The following is a 23,066-nucleotide window of genomic DNA, read 5'->3' on the forward strand; positions in this document are numbered from 1 at the left end:
CAACGGGAAAGTCGAACGCTACAACCGCACCCTCGCCGAAGAGCTCCTCTACGCCCGCGAGTGGACCTCAGAAGCACAGCGCACCAACGCGATTACCACCTGGAACATCCACTACAACTACCATCGAGCACATACTGCGATCGGGAACCAACCCCCAGCCACACGCCTGCACGACAGCGTCGCCAACGTCATGACACAGAACACCTAGGTGGAGCGCAGCGACTCCAGGTACCGCGTCTGCTCGGCCTCCTGCGCGCGCTTCGAGCGTTCGCGCCGGGCCCGGGTGGGCCAGGTGAGCACGAGCGTCAGGAGCGTCGCCACCGCCACCAGGAGCCCCACGACGACGGCGGAGTCCGTCCAGAACTGCTCGGGGAACAGGCGGATCAGGGTGTCGTCCACGCGGAACGTCCACGTACCCTCCGGGAAGAAGAGTGCGTGCACCTGGGTGAAGAACGTCTCCCACGCGGTGACCGCGAGGACGGCGAGCGCCGCGATCCCCACGAGGGTGATCACCGCACCGGCGAACAGTGCGCGGCGGATCCCGCCCTTGTACCGCCGGGCCAGGTGGATGCAGGCGAGGACGGCCAGCACGAACATCACCAGGGCCACGGCGAAGGCCACCCCCAGCACGCCCTTCACGTCCGCCATGTGCCCCACCTCGGTCCCGAGGAACAGCGGGGCGCCGTCGGGGGTGGTGAGGTCCCCGAGGTAGCGCGGTGGTGCGAAGTTCAGCACGTAGTCCAGGGCGTAGGAGCCGTAGGTCATGCGGTCCTCGAGCGAGAACCCGAAGCGGTCCGCGGGGAACCCGGGCCGGTTGTACTCGATCCACAGGAACGACGACGTCGCCACGGCCCGCACGGCGGCGGCGAGCACGATCACCGGGAAGAACAGGGCCACCACCACCTGGAGGAAGCGGGAGAAGGGCGGCCTCGCCGTGATGACGCCGTCGCGGACGGCGGCACGCCGTGCGGCGTCGCGGTACAGGGCGGGGTCGGCGGTGGGCGGGCGCTCGCCGGCGGGCGCCGGGACGGGAGCCGCGGGAGGTGCATCACCCGCACTGCCGGTCCGGGGGGAGGCGACGTCGGCGGCGGCTGCGTCCGGGGGGGAACCGGCCACCGGCCCCCAGGCTGCGGAGGAGCCTGCGGGACCCGCCGGGGCTGTACCGCCGTCGGACTCCGGAACAGGAGGTGCGGTGACTGCGCCACCGGGGGTCGGCGTCGCCGCGTCTCCGGCCGCAGCGGGTGCCCCGGCACCTGCGCCGTGGCTCCCGGCGGTGGTGGAGGACGAGCCGGTGGTCACCGGCTCCGTCTCGGGAACCTGTTCGTCCGGGCCTGCCGGCGGGGTGCTGCGGGAATCTGCCACTGCGCTGTCTCCTCGTGAGGTGCTCGCCGGCACTGGACCCGGCGCGTCCGACACTACCGGCCCGCCGCACACTCCGCCCGTCGGCCCCCGCCCCACCCCGTGCCGGGCGAGAGCGTGCGCCGCCCGGTGAGCCGCGGTCGGACGGTGACGATCGGGCAGGGACGATCGGGCAGGGACGATCGGTCAGGGACGCTCAGGCGGTGACGACGGCGTCCCCGCGGTCGGCCACACCGAGGTCGCCCCGGTGGCCGGCGGCCACGGCCCGCCGGCCGAGCACCAGCGTGTACACCCAGTAGGCGGCGAAGACGAGGAGGCCGATGGTGATGCGCGCCCAGGTGGGCAGCGGGCTCGGCGTCACGAAACCCTCCACCAGCCCGGACACCAGGAGCACCAGGACCAGCCCCAGCGCCACCGTGATGAGGGCACGGCCCTCCTCGGCCAACGCCACCGAACGCGGCCTCCGACCGGGCGCCACCCAGGCCCAGAAGATGCGCAGACCCGCCGCGGTGGCGATGAAGATGGCGGTGAGCTCCATGAAACCGTGCGGCAGGATGTAGGCGAAGAACACGTCGAGGCGGTCGTAGGAGGCCATCATGCCCGCCGCCATCCCGATGCCCTGGGCGTTCTGGTACAGGATGAACGCCGGCCAGATCCCCGTGACGCCGAAGGCGACGGCCTGGAGCGCGATCCACGCGTTGTTCGTCCAGACGAGTCCGGCGAAGGAGGCCGCCGGGTTCTCCGAGTAGTAGTCCACGAAGTCCTCCTCCACGTAGCGCCGGAGGTCCTCGTCGGGTCCGATCGCCTGGATCACGCCCGGCGTCTGCACCACCCACATCCCGTACAGCCAGGTCACCAGGAGGAAGACGAGGCCGACCACGACGGTGAGCCACCGGATCCGGTAGAAGGCCGCCGGCAGGGAGTGGACGAAGAAGCCGGCCATGTCCTCCATGGCGTTGGAGCGGGCGCCGGTGAAACGGGTGCGGGCCCGCGAGAGCCGGGTGGAGAGGGAACCGGACACGGCGCTCTCGGGATCCACGGACCGCAGGACGGACAGATGGGTGGACACCCGCTGGTAGAGCACCAGCAGTTCGTCGGCCTCCGCGCCGTCGAGCCTGCGCCGGCCCACCAGCTCGTCCAGCCGCTGCCAGTCGCCGCGGTGCACGGCGATGAAAGCATCCACATCCATGCGTTCACCCTATAGTCACGGCTCCCCTCCCGGGCGTAGCCGCGGCGCTCCCGGGCGGGGCCCCCGGCCCAGGACCGGACCACCGGGGTCGATCACCGGCGGGCATACCGCGCGGCGGACCGCTCCGGCGCTAGGCTGGTCGGAGCGTCGAGGGGACGGGCACCGGAGGAACCGGGAGGGGAGCACCATGAGTTCGATCGTGACCGGCGAGGCGGTGGTGCTCGAGCTCAGACCGGCCGGTTTCGCCGCGCGCGGGCTGAGCATCCTGATCGACATCGTGGCGCAGATCGTCCTCGCGATCCTGCTGGTGCTCCTGATCGGCAACGTGCTCGGCGGTGCCCTGGACCCGGCGCTCACCGGCGCGGTGGTGCTGATCAGCGTCGTCCTGCTCCTGCTGGTGATCCCCGTGACCGTGGAGACCCTCACCCGCGGGAAGTCCCTCGGCCGCCTCGTGACGGGCCTGCGGATCGTGCGCGACGACGGCGGTGCCATCCGCTTCCGCCACGCCTTCATCCGCGGCATGCTGGCGATCCTCGAGATCTACATCCTCGCGGGATCCCTGGCCTTCCTCGTCTCCCTGTTCAACGAGCGCTCCAAGCGCCTCGGGGACCTCCTGGCCGGCACCTACGCCATGCGGGAGCGCGTGGTGGTGCGTCCGCGTGCACTGGCCGTGCTTCCACCGCGCCTCACCCCGTGGGCGGCGACGGCGGACATCGGGCGCCTCCCGGACCCGCTGGCCCGCCGGATGTCGCAGTTCCTCGCGCAGGCCCCGCGGCTCACCCCGCAGGCACGCCACACGCTGTCGGTGGAGCTCGCCGCCGAGGCCGCGCAGCACGTGTCCCCTCCCCCGCCGGAGGGGACACGTCCGGAGGAGTTCCTGCACGGGGTGATCGCCTCGCGCCGGGACCGCGACTACGCGGCGATGATGCGGCAGCGCGAGCGCTCCGAGGCCACGGCGGAGCGGCTCCACCGGCTGCCGTTCGGGTGATGCGCACCTGACCGTGCCGCCCCGGTCAGGGCTGGCTGGTCCATTCCTCCCAGGGTACATTCCAGTCCCCGAAGCCGTCCTCCACGTACATGGGCCCGTAGTCCGTGTTGAGGATCTGCACCACGTCCCCCGGACCGAAGGTGTCGTAGAAGTACGCGGCACCCTCCGGGGACATCCCCACGCAGCCGTGGGACACGTTGATGCTGCCCAGGGCCACCTGCGCCGCGGGGAGGGCCTCATGGACGAACGCCCCGCCCTTGCTCAGCCTGCTCGCGTGCTGCACCACGGTGGGCGGGTAGTAGGCGGCGTCGCCGGGCTCCAGACCGATCGACTCGGCGGTGAACCGCGTGGACGCGTACTTTTCCATGACCACCATGTACCCCTCGGTGGACGGCCACTCCTCGGTACCGAGCGTGATGGGGAACGTGCGGGTCAGCTTCCCGTCGATGTACACCTCCATGGTCTTGGTGAGGTTGTCCACCACGGCCAGGCGCGTGTCGTGCGTCCTGACGGTCAGCGTGCTGTCGCCGTTGCCGATCATGCCGTTGCCGAAGTCCACGCCGAACAGGTCGGTGTCCACGGTGATGGTGCTGTTCGGGGCCCAGAACTCCTCGGGGCGGTACCGCACCTTCGTGTCGGAGATCCAGTAGAACGCACCGGGCTGGGCACTCGTGCTGGTCACCGTGATGGCGGCCTCCACGGCGTCGCGCTCGGTCACGGGCTCGCTGAAGGTGAACTCGAGCGGCTGCCCGGTCCCCACCGTGCTGCCGTCCCGGGGGAACATCGCGGCGTCCGCCTCGTTGGCCGGTTCCACGGTGGTGAACCCGGAGGTCCCGCTCCGGCTCTGCCCGTCCGCGTTCCGCACCGTGTAGGAGAACGTGTAGCCGGTGTCGAAGGCGAGCCGCTCGGTGGCCACCCAGCCGGCGCCGTCCTCGGAGACCGTCCCGGCCACGGGCGCCCCTCCCGTGTCCGGGATCAGCGTGATGTCCTCCAGCGTGCCGCCCGTGACCGTCACGGCCGGCCGGGTCACGGGATTGACGCCGGAGGTGTCGCCCTCGGGGCTCACGCGCACGGCGAGCTCACCGTCCGACGCCGCGATGGACGGTTCCGCAGGAACGCCGGTGCCGTCCGGGGCGGCCTGGGCGGTGGACGACGGCGGGACGGCCGACGGCACCCCGGAGGGCGACGACGTCGGCGACGCCGTGGGGGCGCCGTCGTCCTCCGACAGCACCGACGCGACGGCCATGCCTCCCCCGAGCACCATCACCACCGCTGCACCGGCGGCCGCGATCCTCCAACCGTGCCGGAGTCCCCTACCCACGCCGGCGTCCTGCTTCCTGCTCATCCCTGCCCCTCACCGTGGATTCCCTCCGGCGATCCTACGGCGGCGCTCCCCCGCCCGGCCCCCTCCGGGGGTGCGGATCGCACAACGATTGGGTGTCATCGCTCCCCGGCGTGTCGGAACCGCTCCGGGCTCTGCGGAGATCGCGTCAGGATGCCGTGATCCGTGCGATCGCGGTCCGCACCTCGTGTGGGTCGCGGGTTCTGGAATCGAGGGCGCGGTGGATGCTGAGACCTTCGATGAGTGCGTCGAGGAGGCGGGCGGTCTCGGGGTCGAAATGCCGCTCCAGTGCTGCGCGGCTGCGTTCCATCCATGCGGTGGTGATGGATCGGTAGGCCGGGTCACGGGCGGCGAGCGTGTAGAGCTCGTGCGACAGCACGAGTTCACGGTCATCACCGAAGACGTCGTCGAGGATGATCGCGGCCACCGCCTCCCGCGCGCCGTCGGCATCGGACGCTCCTGCCATGCGGCGTTCGAACCTGTCGCTGATACCCGTGGCGAACCGGGTCAGGGCCGCCTGGAGGAGGTCGTCCATCCCGTCGAAGTAGTAGGTCATGGCACCCAGCGGGACGCAGGCCCGGGCGGCGACCTTCCGGTGGGAGGTGCCGGTCACCCCGGAGTGTGCGATGACCTCGAGGCAGGCGTCGATGATGCGGTCGCGTCGGTCGGGGTCGTTGCGACGACCGAGCCGGGAGCCCACGGGGCGGGGCTGCTCGGACACCGGGTCACCCGATCGTGCGGATCACACGGGCGGGGTTGCCGACGGCGAGGACGCCGGCCGGGATGTCCCTGGTGACCACCGCACCGGCGCCGATCACCGAGTTCGCCCCGATGGTCACGCCCGGGCACACGATCACCCCGCCACCGAGCCAGACGTTGTCCCCGATGGTGATCGGCTGTCCGGCTTCGAGCTTGTCCCGTCGCAGCTGCGGATCGATCGGGTGCGTGGGCGTCAGGAGCTGGACGTTCGGTCCGATCTGGCAGTCGTCACCGATGGTGATGGCCACGACGTCCAGGGCGGTGAGGTTGTAGTTGACGAAGGTACCGGCCCCGACGCGGATGTTCTCGCCGTAGTCCACGAACAGGGGCGGGGTGATGTGGGATCCCTCCCCGAGGCCGCCCAGGAGATCCACGAGGATCTCGCGCGCCCCTGGATCACCCGCCACGTCCGCGCGGTGATAGGCATCGGCGAGCTGGACCCCGCGCCGGTGGAGCCGTCCGCTCTCGGGGTCGTCGGCGATGTAGAGGTCCCCGGCGAGCATCCGCTCCCGGTTGCTCCGGGGGTCGCCGGTGAAGTAGTCCGTGGTCATGGGGTGAATCTACCCCACATCTGGGTACGATCGTACATATACCGTGTGCCGTCGTCCTCGTGAGGTGCGATGCCCACCTGTGCCGTCCCGTGAAAGGCAGCCCACCGCGCCGTGTACTCGCTCCTCCTCGCGATCATCTACATCGCCTTCGTCAGTCTCGGCCTCCCCGACTCCCTCGTGGGTGCCGGGTGGCCCGCGATGCAGGAGGATCTCGGTGTGCCGGTCGCGTTCGCGGGCATCCTCACCATGATCATCGCCGCCGGCACCATCGTCTCGAGTCTCGCCTCCGATCGCCTCCCCCGCCGGTTCGGCGTCGGGAGGGTCACGGCGGTCAGCGTCGGCCTGACCGCTTCGGCCCTCCTCGGGGTCTCGGTCTCCGACTCGTTCTGGATGCTGTGCCTGTGGGCGGTCCCGTACGGGCTGGGGGCGGGGGCGGTCGACGCCGCACTGAACAACTACGTGGCGCTGCACTATGCGGCGCGGCACATGAACTGGCTGCACAGCTTCTGGGGTGTGGGTGCGTCCATCAGCCCGTTCATCATGAGTCACGCCCTCACCTCGGGGTACGAGTGGTCCAGCGCCTACCGCATCGTCGGACTCGCCCAGGTGGTCCTCACCTTCGCCCTGCTCGCCGGCCTCCCGCTGTGGGGGAAGGTCCACGCCGTCGTCCCGACCGGGCGGGCCGACGCGCCGGAGGAGGGACGGGGGAACGCGGAAGGGGCCGCGGACACCAGCGGGCGTCCTGTCCCGTTCGCACGGACACTCCGGATCCCCGGGGTCCTCCTGGTCCTCACCACCTTCTTCGCGTACTGCGCACTCGAGAGCACCTCGATCCTGTGGGCGTCGACCTACCTCGTCGGTGAGCGCGGCGTCGCGACCGCCACGGCTGCCGCGTTCGCCTCCCTCTTCCTGCTGGGCATCACCGCCGGACGCGTCCTGGCGGGCTTCTTCGCCGACCGGATCGGGGACCGGCGGCTGATCCGCGGCGGCTTCGTCACGGTCGGGATCGGAGGGGTGATGCTGGCCCTGCCCCTCGAGACCGGCGTGTTCGCCCTGGCCGGACTGGTGGTCGCAGGACTCGGATCGGCCCCGATCTACCCGGCGATCATCCACTCGACGCCGGCCAACTTCGGACGCCGGAACTCCCGGGCCGTCATCGGCCTCCAGATGGCCGCCGCCTATCTCGGCTCCACGGTGGCGCCACCGGTGTTCGGTGTCCTGTCCGCCTGGACGGGGATGTGGATCTTCCCCCTCTTCGTCATCGCCCTCGCGGCCCTGGGCCTGCTCATGTCGGAGCGCCTGAATCGCCTCGTCCGTCCCGGTGCCCACCACCCCGACGGCGAGCTGTCGGCGCGGACCTGACCGGAGGCACCCGCTGCGGGCGACCGGTGGCTCGATGCCACCCGTCCGACGCGGGGTGGGCCCGTGGCGCGGACCCACCCCTTCCGGCCTCGGCGACTAGTAGCGGTACTGCTCCGACTTGAACGGGCCCGCCACGTCCACGTCCAGGTACTCGGCCTGGCCCTTGGTGAGCTCGGTGAGCTCCACGCCCAGGGCGTCCAGGTGCAGGCGCGCCACCTTCTCGTCCAGGATCTTCGGCAGCACGTACACCTGGTTCTCGTACTCCCGCGTGCCCTCGGCGTCCTCCTGCTCGAACTTCGTGAACAGCTCGATCTGTGCGATGGTCTGGTTCGCGAAGGAGTTGCTCATCACGAAGGAGGGGTGGCCGGTGGCGTTCCCGAGGTTCAGCAGGCGCCCTTCCGAGAGCATGATGATCGAATGCTGCTGCACGCCTGCGGACTCGTCCGCGGGGATCACCCACTCGTGGACCTGCGGCTTGATCTCGATCTTCTCCACGCCGGGGATGCGGGCGAGGCCCGCGATGTCGATCTCGTTGTCGAAGTGCCCGATGTTCCCCACGATGGCCTGGTGCTTCATCCCGGTCATGTGGCGCGCCATGATGACGTCCTTGTTACCCGTGGTGGTGATGAAGATGTCGCCCTGGGCCAGCACGCTCTCCAGCTTGGCCACCTGGTACCCGTCCATCGCCGCCTGCAGCGCACAGATCGGGTCGATCTCGGTGACGATCACGCGCGCCCCCTGGCCCCGGAGTGCTTCCGCCGCACCCTTGCCCACGTCACCGTAGCCGCAGACCACGGCCACCTTGCCGCCGATCAGCACGTCGGTGGCCCGGTTCAGCCCGTCCGGCAGGGAGTGGCGGATGCCGTACTTGTTGTCGAACTTGGACTTCGTCACGGAGTCGTTGACGTTGATGGCCGGGAAGAGGAGCTTGCCCTGCGCCGCGAGCTGGTACAGGCGCAGCACACCGGTGGTGGTCTCCTCCGTGACCCCGCGGAGACCGGCGGCGATCGTGGTCCACTTCTGCGGCTCGCTCTTGAAGGTGGAGCGGACGGCGTCCAGGAAGATCGTGAACTCGTGGGAGTAGTCGGCGTCGCCCTCCTCGGGGTTCGCCGGCACCGATCCGAGCTTCTCGAACTCGGCGCCCTTGTGCACCAGCATGGTGGCGTCGCCGCCGTCGTCGAGGATCATGTTGGGGCCGAGGCCCTCGGCCTGGCCCGGCCAGGTGAGGATCTGGGTGGCCGTCCACCAGTAGTCCTCGAGGGTCTCGTTCTTCCACGCGAAGACGGGTACGCCTGCCGGCTCCTCGACCGTCCCGGTACCCACCACGACGGCGGCCGCGGCCTCGTCCTGGGTGGAGAAGATGTTGCACGAGGCCCAGCGGACCTCGGCCCCGAGGGAGGTCAGCGTCTCGATGAGCACCGCCGTCTGCACGGTCATGTGCAGGGAGCCGGCGATCCTGGCGCCTGCGAGCGGCTGGGCGTCGGCGAACTCGCGGCGTAGGGCCATCAGCCCGGGCATCTCGTGCTCGGCGAGGCGGATCTGGTGGCGGCCGGCTTCCGCGAGGGAGAGATCGGCGACCCTGTGATCGAAAGTCATGGTGGGGTTCCTAGCTGTGGTTCGGGGCTGTGGGGTGTGCGGCGGTCGGGTGCGGTCAGGTACGGAGGGTGTCCGCGGAGAGGTGTGCCGGCAGCAGGACCGGGATGCCCTCGTCGAGGACGTACCGGAGGGGTGCGCCGCCTGGGCCCGGTTCGGAGGAGACGAGGCCGGCCCCCTCCTGGGTGAGGGCGGAACCCGTCACGGGGCAGCGGAGCAGCTCGAGGAGCCGTGTGGGGAGATTCGCCATGGTGTGCCTGTCCTCGGATCGGGTGCGACGTCTGGATCCAGCGTACCGCCGGGCGCCGACGCCCCCGCGTGCCGTGCCGGCCGTCCCCGCCTCAGGGCTCGCGGAGGATCCTGAGGTGCCCGCGCCGCGGACCCTGGGCGCCGGGGGGCGGTTCCATGGGTGCCGTGCTGCCGCGCCGGCCCTGTGCTGCGTCGGGAGCAGACTCGGCCGCTGTCTCGCGCGCTGCGCCCGGAGGCGCCGACGGATCATTCACGCTGCGCTCCGGGGCGGCGTCCGGGAGGGCCAGGCGGACGACCTCCCACCCACGGGGAACGGTCAGGCGTTCGGCATGCACGGCGCACAGATCGTAGGTGTGGGGTTCGGCGTAGGTGGCGAGCGGGCCGAGGACGGCCGTGGAATCGGCGTAGACATAGGTGAGCGTGGCCACCGCCGGCCCCTGGCAGGCTGATCTGGAGCATTGACGGAGGGATTCCACGATCGGCAAGCCTACCGGGGTTTCGGGTGCCACGGGAGCCAGGCCCTCCGGCGTGGCAGGCGAACGCGCCGTGGTCGGGGAGGAGTGCGGGAGGCTCCCTCAAGGCTTAGAGTTTCCGTATGCAGGATGCTTCGAGCTTCTCGGTGGAGCTGGACGACCCGACGGCGCAGCCGGGCCGTGGATCCCGTTCGTTCTACGAGCGGCGGCGCAACCGCCGCGGGCGGGGCCTGCGCGGAGAGTTGCTGCCGCGGCACCTCCCCGGCTCGCGCTCACGCTCCGAGCAGTTCGACGACTGGGTGATGGAGTCCGCCCAGCGCCTCGAGCGCCTGTGGGGCGAGCGCATCCAGGATCTCCAGATCGTGGTGCAGGAGATCCCCGACGGGCTCGAGGACATGAGTCCCCGGACCCTGCGCGGGCTCCGGGGTTCCTCCCGGCCCGCCGCTCCGGGGAGCCCCGCCGTCATCCCCGTCTACCGGCACCCGGTTCTCATGGCGGCCCGCTCGCTGATGCCGGTGAACGAACTGGTCCACGACGTGGTGGTGGAACAGACCGCCGAACTGATGGGGCTGTCACCGGAGGCGGTGGACCCCGCCTACGGTCGCTCGCAGGCCTGAGGCACCGCCCCCGGTGCGGGCGGACCCGGGCCACGGCTTCCGGTGAGGGAAGGCCCGACCCACCGGGTCCGGTCAGCCGGGCCGGCACGACCGCCGTCGACGGAGGCGGATCAGACCGCCTGCTTGCGCAACCTGCGGCGCTCACGCTCGGACATGCCGCCCCAGATGCCGAAGCGCTCGTCGTTCTCCAGCGCGTACTCGAGGCACTCGGACCTCACCATGCACGCACCGCAGACCTTCTTGGCATCACGTGTGGAACCGCCCTTCTCGGGGAAGAACGCCTCCGGGTCCGTCTGGGCACACAGGGCGTCCCCCTGCCAGGAGAGTTCGCCGTCGTCGTCGAGGTCACCCTGCACCAGGGGTTCCGCGCTCCACGCGGGCTGACCCAGGGGGACGAAGTCCGCCCGCGGATCCTGCTGCTCCGCGGTCCGCGGGTCCGCGACCGGCAGGAAGAGGAGTGAGCTCTGCCCCTCGGGGACCGCCGCCGGGGTGTCGCGCTCCGCGAGGTAGGCGGTGGCCTGGTCCTCGAGCGTGGTGGGTGTCCTGTCGCGGTACCGCTCGGTGGCGAGCGGATCGGCCGGGTCGAGGAACCAGTCGGCGGGGACGCCCCTGTGCCCGTAGTGCACCGATGCCTGCGCGGCGATCTCCGGTCGTGTGTGTACGCGTTCTGCCTGCCCCATGTCAGCCCCTCCGATGTCGCCGTTCCGAGATCAGCAGTGGGCGGCCCTCGCGCCCCGCTGCTGGAACAGATTCGATGTCTAATTACACGGGTGTGACACACGCTCGTCAAGCGGGAGCCGCAATCTTATAGAGTCGAGGACGAACAATCACGGGCGCCACGCCTGGTCGACTACCTGTCTTCATAGGCGCGTCGGTACGTACTACCTACAGCTAACTACTCGTAAAGCAGGAGGAAACATGCGCAGTGTCCCCACCCCCGACGCCCTGCTCACCCGCATGAGGACGATCGACGCGTCTTCCCCCCGCCTGATCTGGCACGGCTCCGAGGGCAGGATCGAACTGTCGGGTCGCGTCTTCGACAACTGGGTGGCGAAGTCCTCGAACCTCCTGGCGGACGAGCTCGACGTCGTCGAGGGGAGCGTGCTGGCCTTCGACCTGCCCGTGCACTGGAAGACCCTGGCCCTGGCCTTCGCGTGCTGGCAGACCGGGGGCGTGGTGCTCCTGCCGCCGGGCGCCCCGGCCCCGGCCCCGGCCCCGGGCGGCATCCTCTGGCAGGACGCCGCGGCCGTGGTCCTCTGCTCCGGCGGGTGCCCGAGGTCCGGCCGCCGCGCCTGCTGGTGGGCGTGGCCCTGGGCTCGCTGGCGCTGGGCTGGGACGGCGCCCCGCTGCCCTCCGGCGCCGTGGACTTCGCCGCGGAGGTACGAGCGCAGGGAGACGTCTACCTCGGCACACCTGAGTACGACGCCGGGTCGCCACTCGTGCGTACGGGTGACCGCGGACTCACGCATGGGGACCTGATGGAGGACTCGCTGCTCGAGGACCCCGCTCCTGCGAGCGGGGCGACGGTGCTCCTCGAACCCGGCACCGGGCTCCTGGAGGTCCTCGCCACCGCCTGCTCCATGTGGGAGCGGGAGGGCGCGATCGTGCTCGTGGAGGAGGGCGTGCCGGTGACCGACAGCCTGCTGACCGGCGAGCGCGTCACTATCCGGCCGGGGAGTGCCTGACCTGCTCACCCTCGGACGTCGTCGACCCCGGGCCCGGGGTGGGAGCGGGATCCTGCTGGAGGACGTCCCGGTCCTCGGGGCCGAACTCCGGCTCGGCCTCGAGCTCGACGTTGAACACCCAGAAGCGGTAGGCCAGGAAGCGCACCACGGTGGCCAGGACGGTCCCGAAGACACCCACCAGGAAGAGCGGACCCGGTTCGGTGACGTCGAGGAAGTACTTGGCCACCGCCACGCAGCCGGCGGCGATCCCCATGCCGATCACGTTGATGAGCACGAACATCACGAGCTCCCGGACCGCGTTGGGCTGGCGGCGGTGCCGGAAGGTCCAGTACCGGTTGGCCACCCAGGCGAAGACCGTGGCGATCCCCGCGGACACGAATCGGGCCTTGACCTCGCTGCCGCTCATGGGACCGTGGATCAGGTACCAGTACAGGCCGTTGTCGATGACGAACGCCACCCCGCCCACCGCGCCGAACTTCGCGACCTCGCGCCAGAAGAGGGAGGCAAGGCCCCTGATCCGATCCATGAGTGACGCCACTGCAACCTCCGCTGTCTGTCGAGGACGCCGTCCGGTGCGGAGGAGATGCCTCCGGCGGGCGCACGGCACCGATCAGGAGGGCCGCCGCGGCGGGCCACCCAGGCGGACCGTCGCAAGGCGTGATCCCCCTACTTTACGACGCCGGTCCGGGGAACGTCCTGCCGATCGGTGGTCCGCGCCCTGGGAATCGGCCGGAAGTGTGCTCCATGCACCCCGGGGCGGGGAGCGGACGCCCGGCCGGTGTGCGGAGGCGGGCCGCACCCTGGGTACCCTGTGATGGTGACTTCTCCCGTGATAGGTGTGGTGGGCGGCGGCCAGCTGGCGCGCATGATGGCGAGCCCGGCGATCGAGCTCGGCTTCGGGCTCCGCGTCCTGGCGGAAGGGCCCGGGGTGTCCGCCGTCGCCGCCGTGGCGTCCGCCACCGTGGGCGACTACCGCGACGCCGACACGCTGCGCGCGTTCGCCGCGGGCGTGGACGTGGTGACCTTCGACCACGAGCACGTCCCGGGCGAGCTGCTCGAGCAGCTCACCCGGGAGGGCGTTCGCGTCCATCCCTCCCCCGCAGCACTCCGCCACGCACAGGACAAGCTGGTGATGCGGCGTGCCGTCGAGGAGCTCGGCCTGCCCAACCCGCGGTGGGCCGCGGTCCGGGACGCCTCCGGCGTCGAGGCCTTCGCGGCCTCCGTGGGCTGGCCCGTGGTGCTGAAGACGCCGCGTGGCGGGTACGACGGCAAGGGAGTGCTGGTCCTGCGCGACACCGCGGCCCTGGCCGCCGCGGAGAGCTGGTTCTCGCACGAAGAGCTCCTCGTGGAGCAGTTCGTCCCGTTCAGCCGGGAACTCTCGGTGCTGGTGGCCCGGCGCGCTTCGGGTGAGTCCGCCGCCTGGCCCGTGGTGGAGTCCATCCAGGTGGACAGCGTGTGCGACGAGGTGATCGCCCCCGCCCCCGACCTGCCCGCGGACGTGGCTGCCCGCGTGACGGAGGCCGCGCTGAAACTGGCCGAGGAACTCGACGTCACCGGCGTCATGGCGGTGGAGCTCTTCGAGGTACCCGGCTCCGGTGCCGGCTACCTCGTCAACGAACTCGCCATGCGACCCCACAACTCCGGGCACTGGACCATGGACGGCGCGGTGACCGGGCAGTTCGAGCAGCACCTGCGGGCCGTCCTGGACCTCCCGCTCGGCTCGACCGACCTCGTGGGCCCCTGCGCCGTGATGAAGAACGTGCTGGGCGGACGCAACGAGGACCTCCACGCCGCCTACGGTGCAGCGCTGGCCGCGGACCCCGCCGCCAAGGTGCACGTCTACGGGAAGGACGTACGCCCGGGCCGGAAGATCGGTCACGTGAACGCCCTGGCGGGTCCCGGTGAATCCGTGGACTCCGTGCGTGCCAGGGCCACGCGGGTGGCCGCGCTGCTGCGCGAGGGCGCACAGGACCTCCCCACCGGAAACGCAGGACGAAAGGGTGCACAGTGACGAACGCACAGGTGGGCCTCGTGATGGGCTCGGACTCGGACTGGCCGGTGATGGAGGCCGCCGCGGCCGCACTGGCCGAGTTCTCCGTGCCGTACGAGGCCGACGTCGTCTCCGCGCACCGCATGCCCGCAGCCATGATCGAGTACGGCCGCAGCGCCCACGAGCGCGGACTCCGCGTGATCATCGCCGGCGCCGGTGGCGCGGCCCACCTCCCCGGGATGCTGGCCTCGGTGACGCCCCTCCCGGTGATCGGCGTGCCGGTACCGCTGCGCTACCTGGACGGCATGGACTCCCTGCTCTCGATCGTGCAGATGCCCGCGGGCGTACCCGTGGCCACAGTCTCGATCGGCGGGGCACGGAACGCCGGGCTCCTCGCCGTGCGCATGCTCGCGGCCGGCACGGACCAGCAGGCACTCGCCCTCCGCGGGCAGCTCGTGGAGTTCGCCGACGCCCTCCGAGCCACGGCGGAGCGGAAGGGCGCCGATCTGCGCGCCCGCATCGCGGGCCCGACCACGGATCCCGCAGCGGATCAGGCGTGACCACGGGGACGCAGCTGCGCGGACCCGACGGGACGGGCCACCACCGCACGGGAGCCGGAGCCACCGACCCCGTGCGGTACCCGCAGGCGGCGTCGCCCGCGGTCCGCACCCGGCGCGCCTTCGTCCTGCTGATCCTCACCCTCCTGCTGCCCGGTGCCGCGCAGGTGGTGGCCGGTGACCGGAGGCTGGGCCGCCGGGCGCTGCGCACCACCTTCCTATGCTGGGGCCTGGTGCTCCTCGGGGTGGTCCTCGCCCTGACCGACCGATCCCTCCTGGTGGGCGCGGTGACGCACCGCTGGTGGTCGCTGGTGCTGATCATCGCCCTGCTGGGGCTCGCCGCCGGCTGGGCGCTCCTGTTCGTCAACACGCTGCGCCTGATCCGGATGTCGCTACTCGCGCCGGGGGCCCGCCCCCTCGTGGCGGGGGCGCTCGCCGTCCTCATGGTGCTCACCAGCGGCTCCCTCGCCTACGGGGCGTACCTGCTGGGGGTGGGCAGATCCACGGTGGGCTCCATCTTCGGTGCAGGACCGGCCTTCGACCCGGTGGACGGCCGCTACAACTTCCTGCTCATGGGCGGCGACGCCGGCGAGGACCGCGCCGGACGCCGGCCGGACAGCATCTCGGTGATCAGCGTGGACGCCGCCACGGGGGCGACGATCACCTTCAGCATCCCGCGGAACTTCCAGAACGCCGAGTTCTCGGACGGCTCCCCGCTCTGGGACGTCTACCCCGGCGGGTACGACTGCGGCGACCCCTGCATCATCAACAGCCTCTACACCGAGGTGACCCAGGACCACCCCGAGCTGTACCCGGGGGCGGAGGACCCCGGCGCCGAGGCCATGAAGGACGCCGCCGGCGGGGTACTGGGGCTGGAGATCCAGGCGTACCTCCTGATCGACATGAACGGGTTCGAGGAGCTCGTGGACGCGATGGGCGGCATCCGGATGGACGTGGGCGGCTGGGTGCCCATCACCGCCGGGGAGATCCCGGGGACGGACCCCATCCGCCACTACCCGCCCGACGGCTGGATCAGGCCCGGCGTGCAGACCCTCGACGGCTACCATGCCCTCTGGTACGCGCGGTCGCGGGAGTTCGTCACCGACTACCACCGCGTGTCCCGTCAGCAGTGCGTCCAGCAGGCCATGATCGCCCAGCTGGACCCGGGCACCGTGCTCACCCGCTTCCAGTCCATCGCCGCCGCCGGTACGCAGATCGTGGAGACCGACATCCCGCAGGACCAGCTGGCGAGCTTCGTGGACCTGGGGCTGAAGGCGCAGGGGCAGGAGACCCGCAGGCTCACCATCGGCCCGCCCGACTTCGGGACGCCCGCGGACAACTTCCCCACCTATCCCGACTTCGGTGAGATCCACGACCGCGTGCAGGGCATGATCGCCGAGGACGCCCGGGCGGCCGCCGACGGGGCGGTGCTGCACCTGGACCGCGCGGTGACCACGAGCAGGCTCCCGGCCCAGCTCACGGACGACCAGCCCACCGACGGCATCACCGAGGAGTACCTGCAGGAGCTCGCCACGATCGGCGACGACCTCACCCTCGGTTCCCTGCTCTCCGACAACGGCGAGTGCTCCCCCGCCTGACCCCGCCCTCCACCGAGCACCTCCCGCCGAGCCGAAGGACGCGCACGATGTACCTCCTGGACAACACCCTCCGCCCCTACGCCTGGGGCTCCGAGCACGCGATCGCCGAACTGCTCGGCAGGGAACCCTCCGGCGGCCCCGAGGCGGAGCTGTGGGTGGGGGCGCACCCGGGCTCCCCCTCGCAGGTGCTCCTCGCGGACGGCAGCCGGTGCGGCCTCGACGAGCTGATCGGCTCCGACCCGGAGGCCCTCCTCGGCCCGGTGGTGGCCGCGCGCTTCGACGGACGCCTGCCCTTCCTGCTCAAGGTGCTGGCCGCGGGCTCCGCGCTCTCCCTCCAGGTCCATCCGAGCCTGGAGCAGGCAGCTGCGGGGTACGACGCCGAGGAGGCCGCAGGGGTGCCACGGGACGCACCGCACCGCAACTACCGCGACCGGAACCACAAGCCCGAGATGATCTTCGCGCTGACGCCCTTCGAGGCGCTCTGCGGGTTCCGCCCGCTCGCCGGGGCCCGGGCCGCCTTCGCGTTCCTGGCAGGGCTGGTGGATGCCGGCACGCCGGCCCGCGAGCTGCTCGACGCCGTGGCCGGCACCCTCGGCGAGGACGCCGCCGAGACCTCTGCCGAGAACCCCACCGGGGACGTGGCAGCACCTGCATCCGCCGCCCTGCAGTCCGCCTTCCGGCGCCTGCTCGAGACGCCGGAGGACGTGGTGACCGCGGTGACCACGGCTGCGGGCGGGCAGCACGGCACCGCGGACGATGCGGGAGGCAGCCGGGCCGGGACACTGGCCACCGTCGCCGAGCTGTCCCGCCAGTACCCGGGGGACCCCGGCGTGCTGGTGGCGCTGCTGCTGAACCGGGTGTCCCTGCAGCCGGGGCAGGCCCTCCATCTCCCCGCCGGCAACATCCACGCCTACCTCGGCGGGCTGGGCATCGAGGTCATGGCGTCCTCGGACAACGTGCTGCGCGGGGGCCTGACGCCCAAGCACGTGGACACCGGGGAGTTGCTGGACACCGTGGTGTTCGAGCCGCTGGCCCCGCCGGCCCTGGAGGCGCAGTTCACGTTCCTCGACCAGGAACTGTACCGGCCGCCGTTCGACGAGTTCCTGCTCCAGCGGATGCTCCTGGGGGACCCGGCGGCGGACGGCACGGGTACCGGATCCGCGGCGGAGGGCAGCCGCGCGCCCGCGCACTGCCCTGTGCTGCAGAACGGGCCGGTGGTGGTGCTCGCGGTCAGCGGCGCGATCCTCCTCGACACCCCGAACTCCAGTCTCCTGGTACCCCGCGGGGGCAGCGCCTTCGTGGCGGCCTCGGAGGCGCCGCTGCTGGCCCGCCCGGCGGCGGACCACGACGGCGCCACCGACGGCCCGGTCCTCGCCTTCGCGGTCACGGTGGGCGGGGACGTCCCCACTGCCATGACGAGGAACAGCTAGGACCCGACCCGGTGCTGCCGGCGAGGACCGGCCCACGGCGCTCCCGGGGACGGGCGGACGGGACGCCGCCTCCCCCCGCTCTAGGCGCGGGCGCGCACCCTCCGCGCCAGGTCGACGGCGCGTCCGGCCTGCCGGCGTCCGAGCTGCATCCCGCGCTTGGCGAGCGGCAGCGCCCTGCTGAACAGCGGGTAGAGGGGTGAGAGCGGGAGGTCCCAGGTGCCTGCGAGCTGGTCCTCGTGCTGCGCCCAGCCCATCTTGAAGCGTGAGACGCCGTCGTTGAGCAGTCCGTTGAAGTCGTAGCGCTGCACCCCGCGCGCCTTCATCTCGAGGATCGCGAACCACTTCAGGGCGTAGTTGGCGCGCAGGCGCTCCCCCTCCTCGGTCATCCCGCCGTAGAGCTCGAAGGAGGTGGAGCCGGTCGCGGAGAGCCACAGGAAGGCGACGACGTCGGTGCCCCGGAACGCCGCGTACACGGGCGAGGCCTCACCGAGGTTGTCCGCGATGTCGTGGTAGTAGGAGCTCTCGTGGATCCCGAAGCCCGCGCGCTCCGCGGTCAGCCGGTAGACCGCGAGGCAGGCGTCGATCTCGCCGCGCTCCACCCTGCGGATGTCCAGGCCCTCGCGGCCGGACTTCCGGATGTACTGGCGGTGCTTCTTGGTCATGTCCGCGAGCAGGTCCTCCTCGGACCGGCGGAGGTCCAGGATCAGCGTGCGCCCGATCAGGATGGTGTTCTCGCTGGGCCTCCACCCTGCCGCGGGCAGGGCCCGCACGGCGGTGGCTCCCGCGTCCCAGTCCGGCTCGATCGAGAGCGCCACCGAGCGGTGGGCGGCCCGCACGTACCCGGCGATCGCCCGGAGCACCTCGACCTCGCGCCCGGGAACCGTCTGCGGCCCGCGAGGCGCGTAGGCCAGGCTCCGCAGGGGCAGCGGAAGGGACTTCAGGACCAGCTGCGCCGATCCGATCACCTCGCCCGCCTCGGAGACGATCACGCGGTCGGCCGTCCACCCGTGGGAGGCCTTGGTGGCACCCCACCCCCACAGCTGCTGGGGATGGCCCGCGAGCCCGTCGACGGTGCTGTCCCAGAGGACGGGGTCGGAGCAGGGCGACACGGTGAGACTCATCGGACCAGCCTATAGGTGCACCACCGGCGTCCTGGACCCCGGCGGTGCACCCGCCCGGGTGCTACTCCTTGATGCGGGCGTAGGTCTCCCACTTGTGGGCCTGGTGCTCGCCGTCGACCACGCGGATGGTCCCGGACTTCGAGCGCATCACCATGGACTGGGTGAGCACCTTGTCCTTGCTGTACCGCACACCGCGCAGCAGGTCGCCGTCGGTGATGCCGGTGGCGGCGAAGTAGCAGTTGTCGCTCGTGACGAGGTCGTTGGTGGAGAGCACGCGGTCGAGGTCGTGGCCGGCGTCCAGTGCCTTCTGCTTCTCGTCGTCGCTCGTGGGCCACAGCCGCCCCTGGATCACCCCGCCCAGGGACTTGATGGCGCACGCCGCGACGATGCCCTCGGGGGTACCGCCGATCCCCATCAGTGCATCCACGTCCGTGCCCTCCCGGGCAGCGGCGATGGCACCCGCGACATCGCCGTCCATGAGGAACTTGGTGCGCGCCCCGGCGGCGCGGATCTCCTCGACGAGCGGCTTGTGGCGGGCGCGGTCCAGGATCATGACGTTGAGCTGGCTGACCTTCTTGTTGGACGCCTTCGCGATCAGGTGCAGGTTCTGCTTCACCGGCAGGCGCAGGTCCACCATGTCGGCGGCCTCGGGACCGGTGACCAGCTTCTCCATGTAGAACACGGCGGAGGGGTCGAACATGGAACCGCGCTCCGCGACGGCGAGCACCGCGAGCGCGTTGTTGATGCCCAGCGCGGTCAGGCGGGTGCCGTCGATCGGGTCCACGGCGACGTCGCACTCCGGCCCGCTGCCGTCACCCACGCGCTCGCCGTTGAAGAGCATGGGCGCCTCGTCCTTCTCGCCCTCGCCGATCACCACCACGCCGTTGAAGTGGACCGTCTGCAGGAGGGAGCGCATCGCGTCCACGGCCGCGCCGTCGGCCAGGTTCTTGTCCCCGAAGCCCACCCAGTGCCCGCCGGCGATCGCGGCGGCCTCGGTGACGCGCACCAGTTCCAGCGCGAGGTTCCGGTCCGGCTCGTCGTCCCCCACGGCGAGGGCCGTCGAGAGCGTCGAGTACTGGGCGTTCTGGCTCTTGTTGGACACGTCTATCCTCATCGTCGAAGGGAGGTCTGTACGGGGCGTACGTCCTGCTCCCTGCAGTCTAGGCGTCCACGGTGGGGACGGGGCATGATGACGTCCGGGGAGCTGACGGTCCGGTTAGGCGGCGCGGCCGGCATCGGCGAAAATGGAGGGGTGAGTGATCAAGGCGACGAGCGCAGTCCATCGACCCCCCGCGACTCCCCCGCGGACGGGCGTCCGGTTCCCGGTGGTGCGGACGGACGTGCGGGCGAACGTGCTGCGGCGGAGGCACGGCTGCGTGCGGAACTGTACGACGACGCACCCCCCATCTCCCTCACCGCGAACCAGGCCAAGCGTCTCAGCGCCACTGCGCGAGGCATGCTCCTGGCCACCGGGGCGACGCTCGCCGTCGTCCTCCCCGTGTACTTCCTGAACCCCACCCACACCGCGGAGACCTACCGCCAGGACATCGACGTGGCCAACGTGGCGCGGCAGGCCGCGGGGGACGCCGGGTACCTGCCGGCCGCCCCCGAGCTCCCGGAGGGCTGGTCCTCGAACTACGCACGCTGGAACACCGGCAGCTCCGACGGGGTGGCCTTCTGGGAGGTCGGGTACCTGACCGGGGACGACGGGTTCATCGAGCTCACGCAGACCGACCGGGCGAACCCCACCTGGGAGGCCCGGCGCATCGGGAGCGCCCAGGTCTCGGGGTCCCGGACCATCGGCGGGGAGGACTGGGAACTGCTCGACGCGAGCAACGGCGACACGGTGCTCCGGACGGACCTGGACGGCGCCACGATCATCCTGAAGGGCCCCGCCGAGCTCACCGATTTCGACACCCTGGGCGAGGCGGTGACGCAGGAGGTGGCGCAGAACGCCGTCGACGAGGCCGAGCGGCTCTCCTCCGACGGAGCGGGCGGCTGAACCCAGTACAGTGAGCACGTGACGACACGATCGACGCCCGGCGAGGCCTGGCTCCGCCTCCAGGAGGGCAACGCGCGCTTCGTGGGGGCGCAGGTCTCCCACCCCAACCAGGACGCGTCCCGGCGGACGGCCCTGGTCAACGACCAGCACCCGTTCGCGGTCATCTTCGGCTGCTCGGACTCGCGGCTGGCCGCGGAGATCATCTTCGACCTCGGCCTCGGCGACGTGTTCGTGGTGAGGACGGCGGGCCAGGTGATCGACGACGCCGTGCTCGGTTCCCTGGAGTACAGCGTGAGCGTGCTGAAGGTCCCGCTGATCGTGATCCTCGGTCACGACAGCTGCGGTGCGGTGATGGCCACCATGAACGCCCTCGACAGCGGCGACATGCCCACCGGGTTCCTGCGGGACCTCGTGGAGCGGATCACCCCGTCCGTGCTCACGGCGCGCCGCACCGGTGTCACCGATGTGAACTCGACGGTGATCGAGCACACGAAGCAGACCTCCAAGCGCCTGATCGACAGCTCACGGGTGATCGCCGAGGCCGTGGCGGAGGGCTCGGTGGCCGTGGTGGGCGTGTCCTACCGGCTCGACGAGGGCAAGGCGGTGCTCGTCTCGGGATTTGGTGCACTGTAGATCCCTGGTGCGAGAATTGCGCCATGACTCCGACGACTGCAGCCAGCCCTGATCCCAGCTCCCCCACCGGCGACGCCGGGTACCGCATCGAGCACGACACCATGGGCGAGGTGCGGGTCCCCGTGAACGCCCTGTACCGGGCGCAGACCCAGCGCGCGGTGGAGAACTTCCCCATCTCCGGAACCACGCTGGAGCGCGCGCACATCGAGGCCCTGGCACGGATCAAGAAGGCCGCGGCCACGGCGAACGCCGAGCTGGGCGTGCTCGACGACGAGCGGGCCCGCGCCATCGAGGCCGCCGCGGAGGACGTGGCCTCGGGCCGGTACGACGGCGACTTCCCGGTGGACATCTACCAGACCGGCTCCGGGACCTCCTCGAACATGAACGCCAACGAGGTGATCGCCACCCTGGCGAGCCGCGCCCTGGAGAGCGCCGGCAGCAGCACCACGGTGCACCCGAACGACCACGTGAACGCCTCGCAGTCCTCCAACGACGTCTTCCCCACCTCCGTGCACGTCGCTGCCACGTCCGCGCTGGTGAAGGACCTCGTGCCCGCCCTGACGCATCTCGCCGAGGCCCTGGAGCGCAAGGCGACGGAATTCGCCACGGTGGTGAAGTCCGGGCGCACCCACCTCATGGACGCGACCCCCGTGACCCTCGGCCAGGAGTTCGGCGGGTACGCGGCGCAGGTGCGCTACGGCATCGAGCGGATCCACGCCTCCCTGGCCCGCGTGGCCGAGGTGCCCCTCGGCGGCACGGCCGTGGGCACGGGCATCAACACGCCCGCCGGTTTCTCCGCCCGCGTGATCGAGCTCCTCGCCGAGGACACCGGGCTGCCGCTCACGGAGGCCCGCGACCACTTCGAGGCCCAGGCCAACCGGGATTCCCTCGTGGAGATCTCCGGCATGCTGCGCACCATCGCGGTGTCCCTGACCAAGATCCACAACGACCTGCGCTGGCTCGGCTCCGGCCCCAACACGGGTCTCGGCGAGATCGCCCTGCCGGACCTGCAGCCCGGGTCGTCGATCATGCCCGGGAAGGTGAACCCGGTGATCGCCGAGGCCGTCATCATGGTCTGCGCGCAGGTGGTGGGCAACGACGCCACCGTGGCGTGGTCCGGGACCAACGGTGCGTTCGAGCTCAACGTGGGCATCCCCGTCATCGCGCGCAACGTCCTCGAGTCCATCCGGCTCCTCAGCAACTCCACCCGGGTGTCCGCGGACCGCATGGTCGACGGCATCACCGCCAACGTGGAGCGTGCCCGCTTCCTCGCCGAGGCCTCCCCCTCGATCGTGACGCCGCTCAACAAGTACATCGGCTACGAGAACGCCGCGAAGATCGCGAAGAAGGCCGTGGCCGAGGGCCTCACGGTGCGCGAGGCCGTCGTCGCCCTCGGGTTCGTGGAGCGCGGCGAGCTCACCGAGGAGCAGCTGGACTCGGCCCTCGACGTCCTGTCGATGACCCGGCCGCCGCAGGCCTGATCCTCCCCGGCGCTGCCCCGTGAGGCAGCGCCACCGGCTCCGGGAGGGACGCACCCGCACAGGGTGCGTCCCTCCCGTGCGTCCGGA

General features: G+C 71.3%; 25 protein-coding genes. 13 read left to right on the plus strand and 12 right to left on the minus strand.

Annotated elements, in window-relative coordinates; translation table 11 throughout:
• The coding region (locus AC792_RS04275; RefSeq protein ID WP_152916022.1) for an integrase core domain-containing protein at nt 1-208 on the plus strand (208 nt) is incomplete at its 5' end.
• On the opposite strand, the gene AC792_RS04280 is transcribed toward AC792_RS04275, so the two are convergent.
• A complete protein-coding gene (locus AC792_RS04280; RefSeq protein WP_049829341.1) occupies nt 205-1,362 on the minus strand; it encodes a DUF1461 domain-containing protein in 1,158 nt (385 codons plus the stop codon). The two genes, AC792_RS04275 and AC792_RS04280, sit on opposite strands and share 4 nt — an antisense overlap.
• A gap of 193 nt (nt 1,363-1,555) precedes the next feature.
• Nucleotides 1,556-2,548, minus strand: coding sequence for a stage II sporulation protein M (locus AC792_RS04285; RefSeq protein ID WP_082177406.1), 993 nt, complete (start codon nt 2,546-2,548; stop codon nt 1,556-1,558).
• Nucleotides 2,549-2,735: 187 nt separating this feature from the next.
• On the opposite strand from AC792_RS04285, the gene AC792_RS04290 reads away from it, so the two are divergent.
• A complete protein-coding gene (locus AC792_RS04290; protein WP_049829342.1) occupies nt 2,736-3,536 on the plus strand; it encodes an RDD family protein in 801 nt (266 codons plus the stop codon).
• A gap of 25 nt (nt 3,537-3,561) precedes the next feature.
• Here AC792_RS04290 and AC792_RS04295 read toward each other — a convergent pair whose 3' ends face one another.
• From AC792_RS04295 to AC792_RS04305, 3 genes are all read right to left on the minus strand, one after another.
• Nucleotides 3,562-4,881, minus strand: coding sequence for a L,D-transpeptidase (locus AC792_RS04295; RefSeq protein ID WP_049829343.1), 1,320 nt, complete (start codon nt 4,879-4,881; stop codon nt 3,562-3,564).
• A 145-nt stretch (nt 4,882-5,026) separates the two neighbouring features.
• On the minus strand, nt 5,027-5,599 hold the full coding sequence (locus AC792_RS04300) for a TetR/AcrR family transcriptional regulator (protein ID WP_235436363.1): 573 nt from the start codon (nt 5,597-5,599) through the stop codon (nt 5,027-5,029).
• Between the two features lie 4 nt (nt 5,600-5,603).
• A complete protein-coding gene (locus tag AC792_RS04305) occupies nt 5,604-6,188 on the minus strand; it encodes a sugar O-acetyltransferase (RefSeq protein WP_049829344.1) in 585 nt (194 codons plus the stop codon).
• A gap of 111 nt (nt 6,189-6,299) precedes the next feature.
• Between AC792_RS04305 and AC792_RS04310 the strand changes: the two genes are divergently transcribed.
• Nucleotides 6,300-7,550 carry an MFS transporter gene (locus AC792_RS04310; RefSeq protein ID WP_049829345.1) on the plus strand — a complete coding sequence of 417 codons (1,251 nt, stop codon included), beginning with the start codon at nt 6,300-6,302 and terminating at the stop codon, nt 7,548-7,550.
• A gap of 96 nt (nt 7,551-7,646) precedes the next feature.
• On the opposite strand, the gene ahcY is transcribed toward AC792_RS04310, so the two are convergent.
• The 3 genes from ahcY to AC792_RS04325 form a co-directional block, all read right to left on the minus strand.
• Nucleotides 7,647-9,146, minus strand: a complete 1,500-nt coding sequence (gene ahcY / locus AC792_RS04315; RefSeq protein ID WP_049829346.1) for an adenosylhomocysteinase — start codon at nt 9,144-9,146, stop codon at nt 7,647-7,649.
• A gap of 55 nt (nt 9,147-9,201) precedes the next feature.
• Nucleotides 9,202-9,393 (minus strand): Trm112 family protein, encoded by a 192-nt coding sequence (locus tag AC792_RS04320; protein ID WP_049829347.1) that lies wholly within the window; start codon nt 9,391-9,393, stop codon nt 9,202-9,204.
• 91 nt (nt 9,394-9,484) lie between these two features.
• On the minus strand, nt 9,485-9,868 hold the full coding sequence (locus AC792_RS04325) for a DUF3499 domain-containing protein (RefSeq protein ID WP_049829490.1): 384 nt from the start codon (nt 9,866-9,868) through the stop codon (nt 9,485-9,487).
• Nucleotides 9,869-9,987: 119 nt separating this feature from the next.
• On the opposite strand from AC792_RS04325, the gene AC792_RS04330 reads away from it, so the two are divergent.
• Nucleotides 9,988-10,482 carry a metallopeptidase family protein gene (locus tag AC792_RS04330; RefSeq protein ID WP_049829348.1) on the plus strand — a complete coding sequence of 165 codons (495 nt, stop codon included), beginning with the start codon at nt 9,988-9,990 and terminating at the stop codon, nt 10,480-10,482.
• A gap of 110 nt (nt 10,483-10,592) precedes the next feature.
• Here the strand turns inward: AC792_RS04330 and AC792_RS04335 are convergent, their stop codons facing one another.
• Nucleotides 10,593-11,162 (minus strand): WhiB family transcriptional regulator, encoded by a 570-nt coding sequence (locus AC792_RS04335; protein ID WP_049829349.1) that lies wholly within the window; start codon nt 11,160-11,162, stop codon nt 10,593-10,595.
• A 238-nt stretch (nt 11,163-11,400) separates the two neighbouring features.
• Between AC792_RS04335 and AC792_RS17235 the strand changes: the two genes are divergently transcribed.
• Together AC792_RS17235 and AC792_RS16820 are read left to right on the plus strand one after the other, a co-directional pair.
• On the plus strand, nt 11,401-11,961 hold the full coding sequence (locus tag AC792_RS17235) for a TIGR03089 family protein (RefSeq protein WP_160317609.1): 561 nt from the start codon (nt 11,401-11,403) through the stop codon (nt 11,959-11,961).
• Nucleotides 11,961-12,167, plus strand: a complete 207-nt coding sequence (locus tag AC792_RS16820; protein WP_152916023.1) for a hypothetical protein — start codon at nt 11,961-11,963, stop codon at nt 12,165-12,167. Before AC792_RS17235 ends, AC792_RS16820 begins: the two co-directional genes overlap by 1 nt.
• On the opposite strand, the gene AC792_RS04350 is transcribed toward AC792_RS16820, so the two are convergent.
• A complete protein-coding gene (locus tag AC792_RS04350; RefSeq protein ID WP_049829352.1) occupies nt 12,145-12,693 on the minus strand; it encodes a GtrA family protein in 549 nt (182 codons plus the stop codon). The two genes, AC792_RS16820 and AC792_RS04350, sit on opposite strands and share 23 nt — an antisense overlap.
• A 288-nt stretch (nt 12,694-12,981) precedes the next feature.
• Between AC792_RS04350 and AC792_RS04355 the strand changes: the two genes are divergently transcribed.
• Genes AC792_RS04355 through manA form a run of 4 tightly spaced genes read left to right on the plus strand, consistent with a single transcriptional unit; the run spans nt 12,982 to nt 17,742 of the window.
• On the plus strand, nt 12,982-14,178 hold the full coding sequence (locus AC792_RS04355; RefSeq protein ID WP_082177407.1) for a 5-(carboxyamino)imidazole ribonucleotide synthase: 1,197 nt from the start codon (nt 12,982-12,984) through the stop codon (nt 14,176-14,178).
• Between the two features lie 23 nt (nt 14,179-14,201).
• The gene (purE, locus tag AC792_RS04360) at nt 14,202-14,717 is read left to right on the plus strand and encodes a 5-(carboxyamino)imidazole ribonucleotide mutase (protein ID WP_049829492.1); all 516 of its coding nucleotides are present in this window, start codon (nt 14,202-14,204) and stop codon (nt 14,715-14,717) included.
• Nucleotides 14,714-16,312, plus strand: coding sequence for an LCP family glycopolymer transferase (locus tag AC792_RS04365; protein WP_235436367.1), 1,599 nt, complete (start codon nt 14,714-14,716; stop codon nt 16,310-16,312). Before purE ends, AC792_RS04365 begins: the two co-directional genes overlap by 4 nt.
• Before the next feature lie 47 nt (nt 16,313-16,359).
• Complete coding sequence (gene manA / locus AC792_RS04370) at nt 16,360-17,742, plus strand: mannose-6-phosphate isomerase, class I (RefSeq protein WP_049829353.1); 1,383 nt, start codon at nt 16,360-16,362, stop codon at nt 17,740-17,742.
• An 80-nt stretch (nt 17,743-17,822) separates the two neighbouring features.
• On the opposite strand, the gene AC792_RS04375 is transcribed toward manA, so the two are convergent.
• Nucleotides 17,823-18,863: a lipid II:glycine glycyltransferase FemX gene (locus tag AC792_RS04375; RefSeq protein ID WP_049829354.1), complete on the minus strand. Its 1,041-nt coding sequence runs from the start codon at nt 18,861-18,863 to the stop codon at nt 17,823-17,825.
• A 61-nt stretch (nt 18,864-18,924) separates the two neighbouring features.
• Entirely contained in the window at nt 18,925-19,977 is a 1,053-nt protein-coding gene (gene glpX / locus AC792_RS04380; RefSeq protein ID WP_049829355.1) for a class II fructose-bisphosphatase, read from the minus strand.
• Nucleotides 19,978-20,115: 138 nt separating this feature from the next.
• Here glpX and AC792_RS04385 point away from each other — a divergent pair, with 138 nt between their 5' ends.
• The 3 genes from AC792_RS04385 to AC792_RS04395 are packed head-to-tail and all read left to right on the plus strand — an operon-like array spanning nt 20,116 to nt 22,979.
• Nucleotides 20,116-20,865 (plus strand): DUF4245 domain-containing protein, encoded by a 750-nt coding sequence (locus tag AC792_RS04385; protein ID WP_235436368.1) that lies wholly within the window; start codon nt 20,116-20,118, stop codon nt 20,863-20,865.
• Nucleotides 20,866-20,883: 18 nt separating this feature from the next.
• Nucleotides 20,884-21,498 (plus strand): carbonic anhydrase, encoded by a 615-nt coding sequence (locus tag AC792_RS04390; protein ID WP_049829356.1) that lies wholly within the window; start codon nt 20,884-20,886, stop codon nt 21,496-21,498.
• 23 nt (nt 21,499-21,521) lie between these two features.
• On the plus strand, nt 21,522-22,979 hold the full coding sequence (locus AC792_RS04395) for a class II fumarate hydratase (RefSeq protein ID WP_049829357.1): 1,458 nt from the start codon (nt 21,522-21,524) through the stop codon (nt 22,977-22,979).
• Nucleotides 22,980-23,066: the final 87 nt, after the last annotated feature.

Source organism: Arthrobacter sp. RIT-PI-e, from assembly GCF_001187915.1.
GTDB lineage: Bacteria > Actinomycetota > Actinomycetes > Actinomycetales > Micrococcaceae > Arthrobacter_D.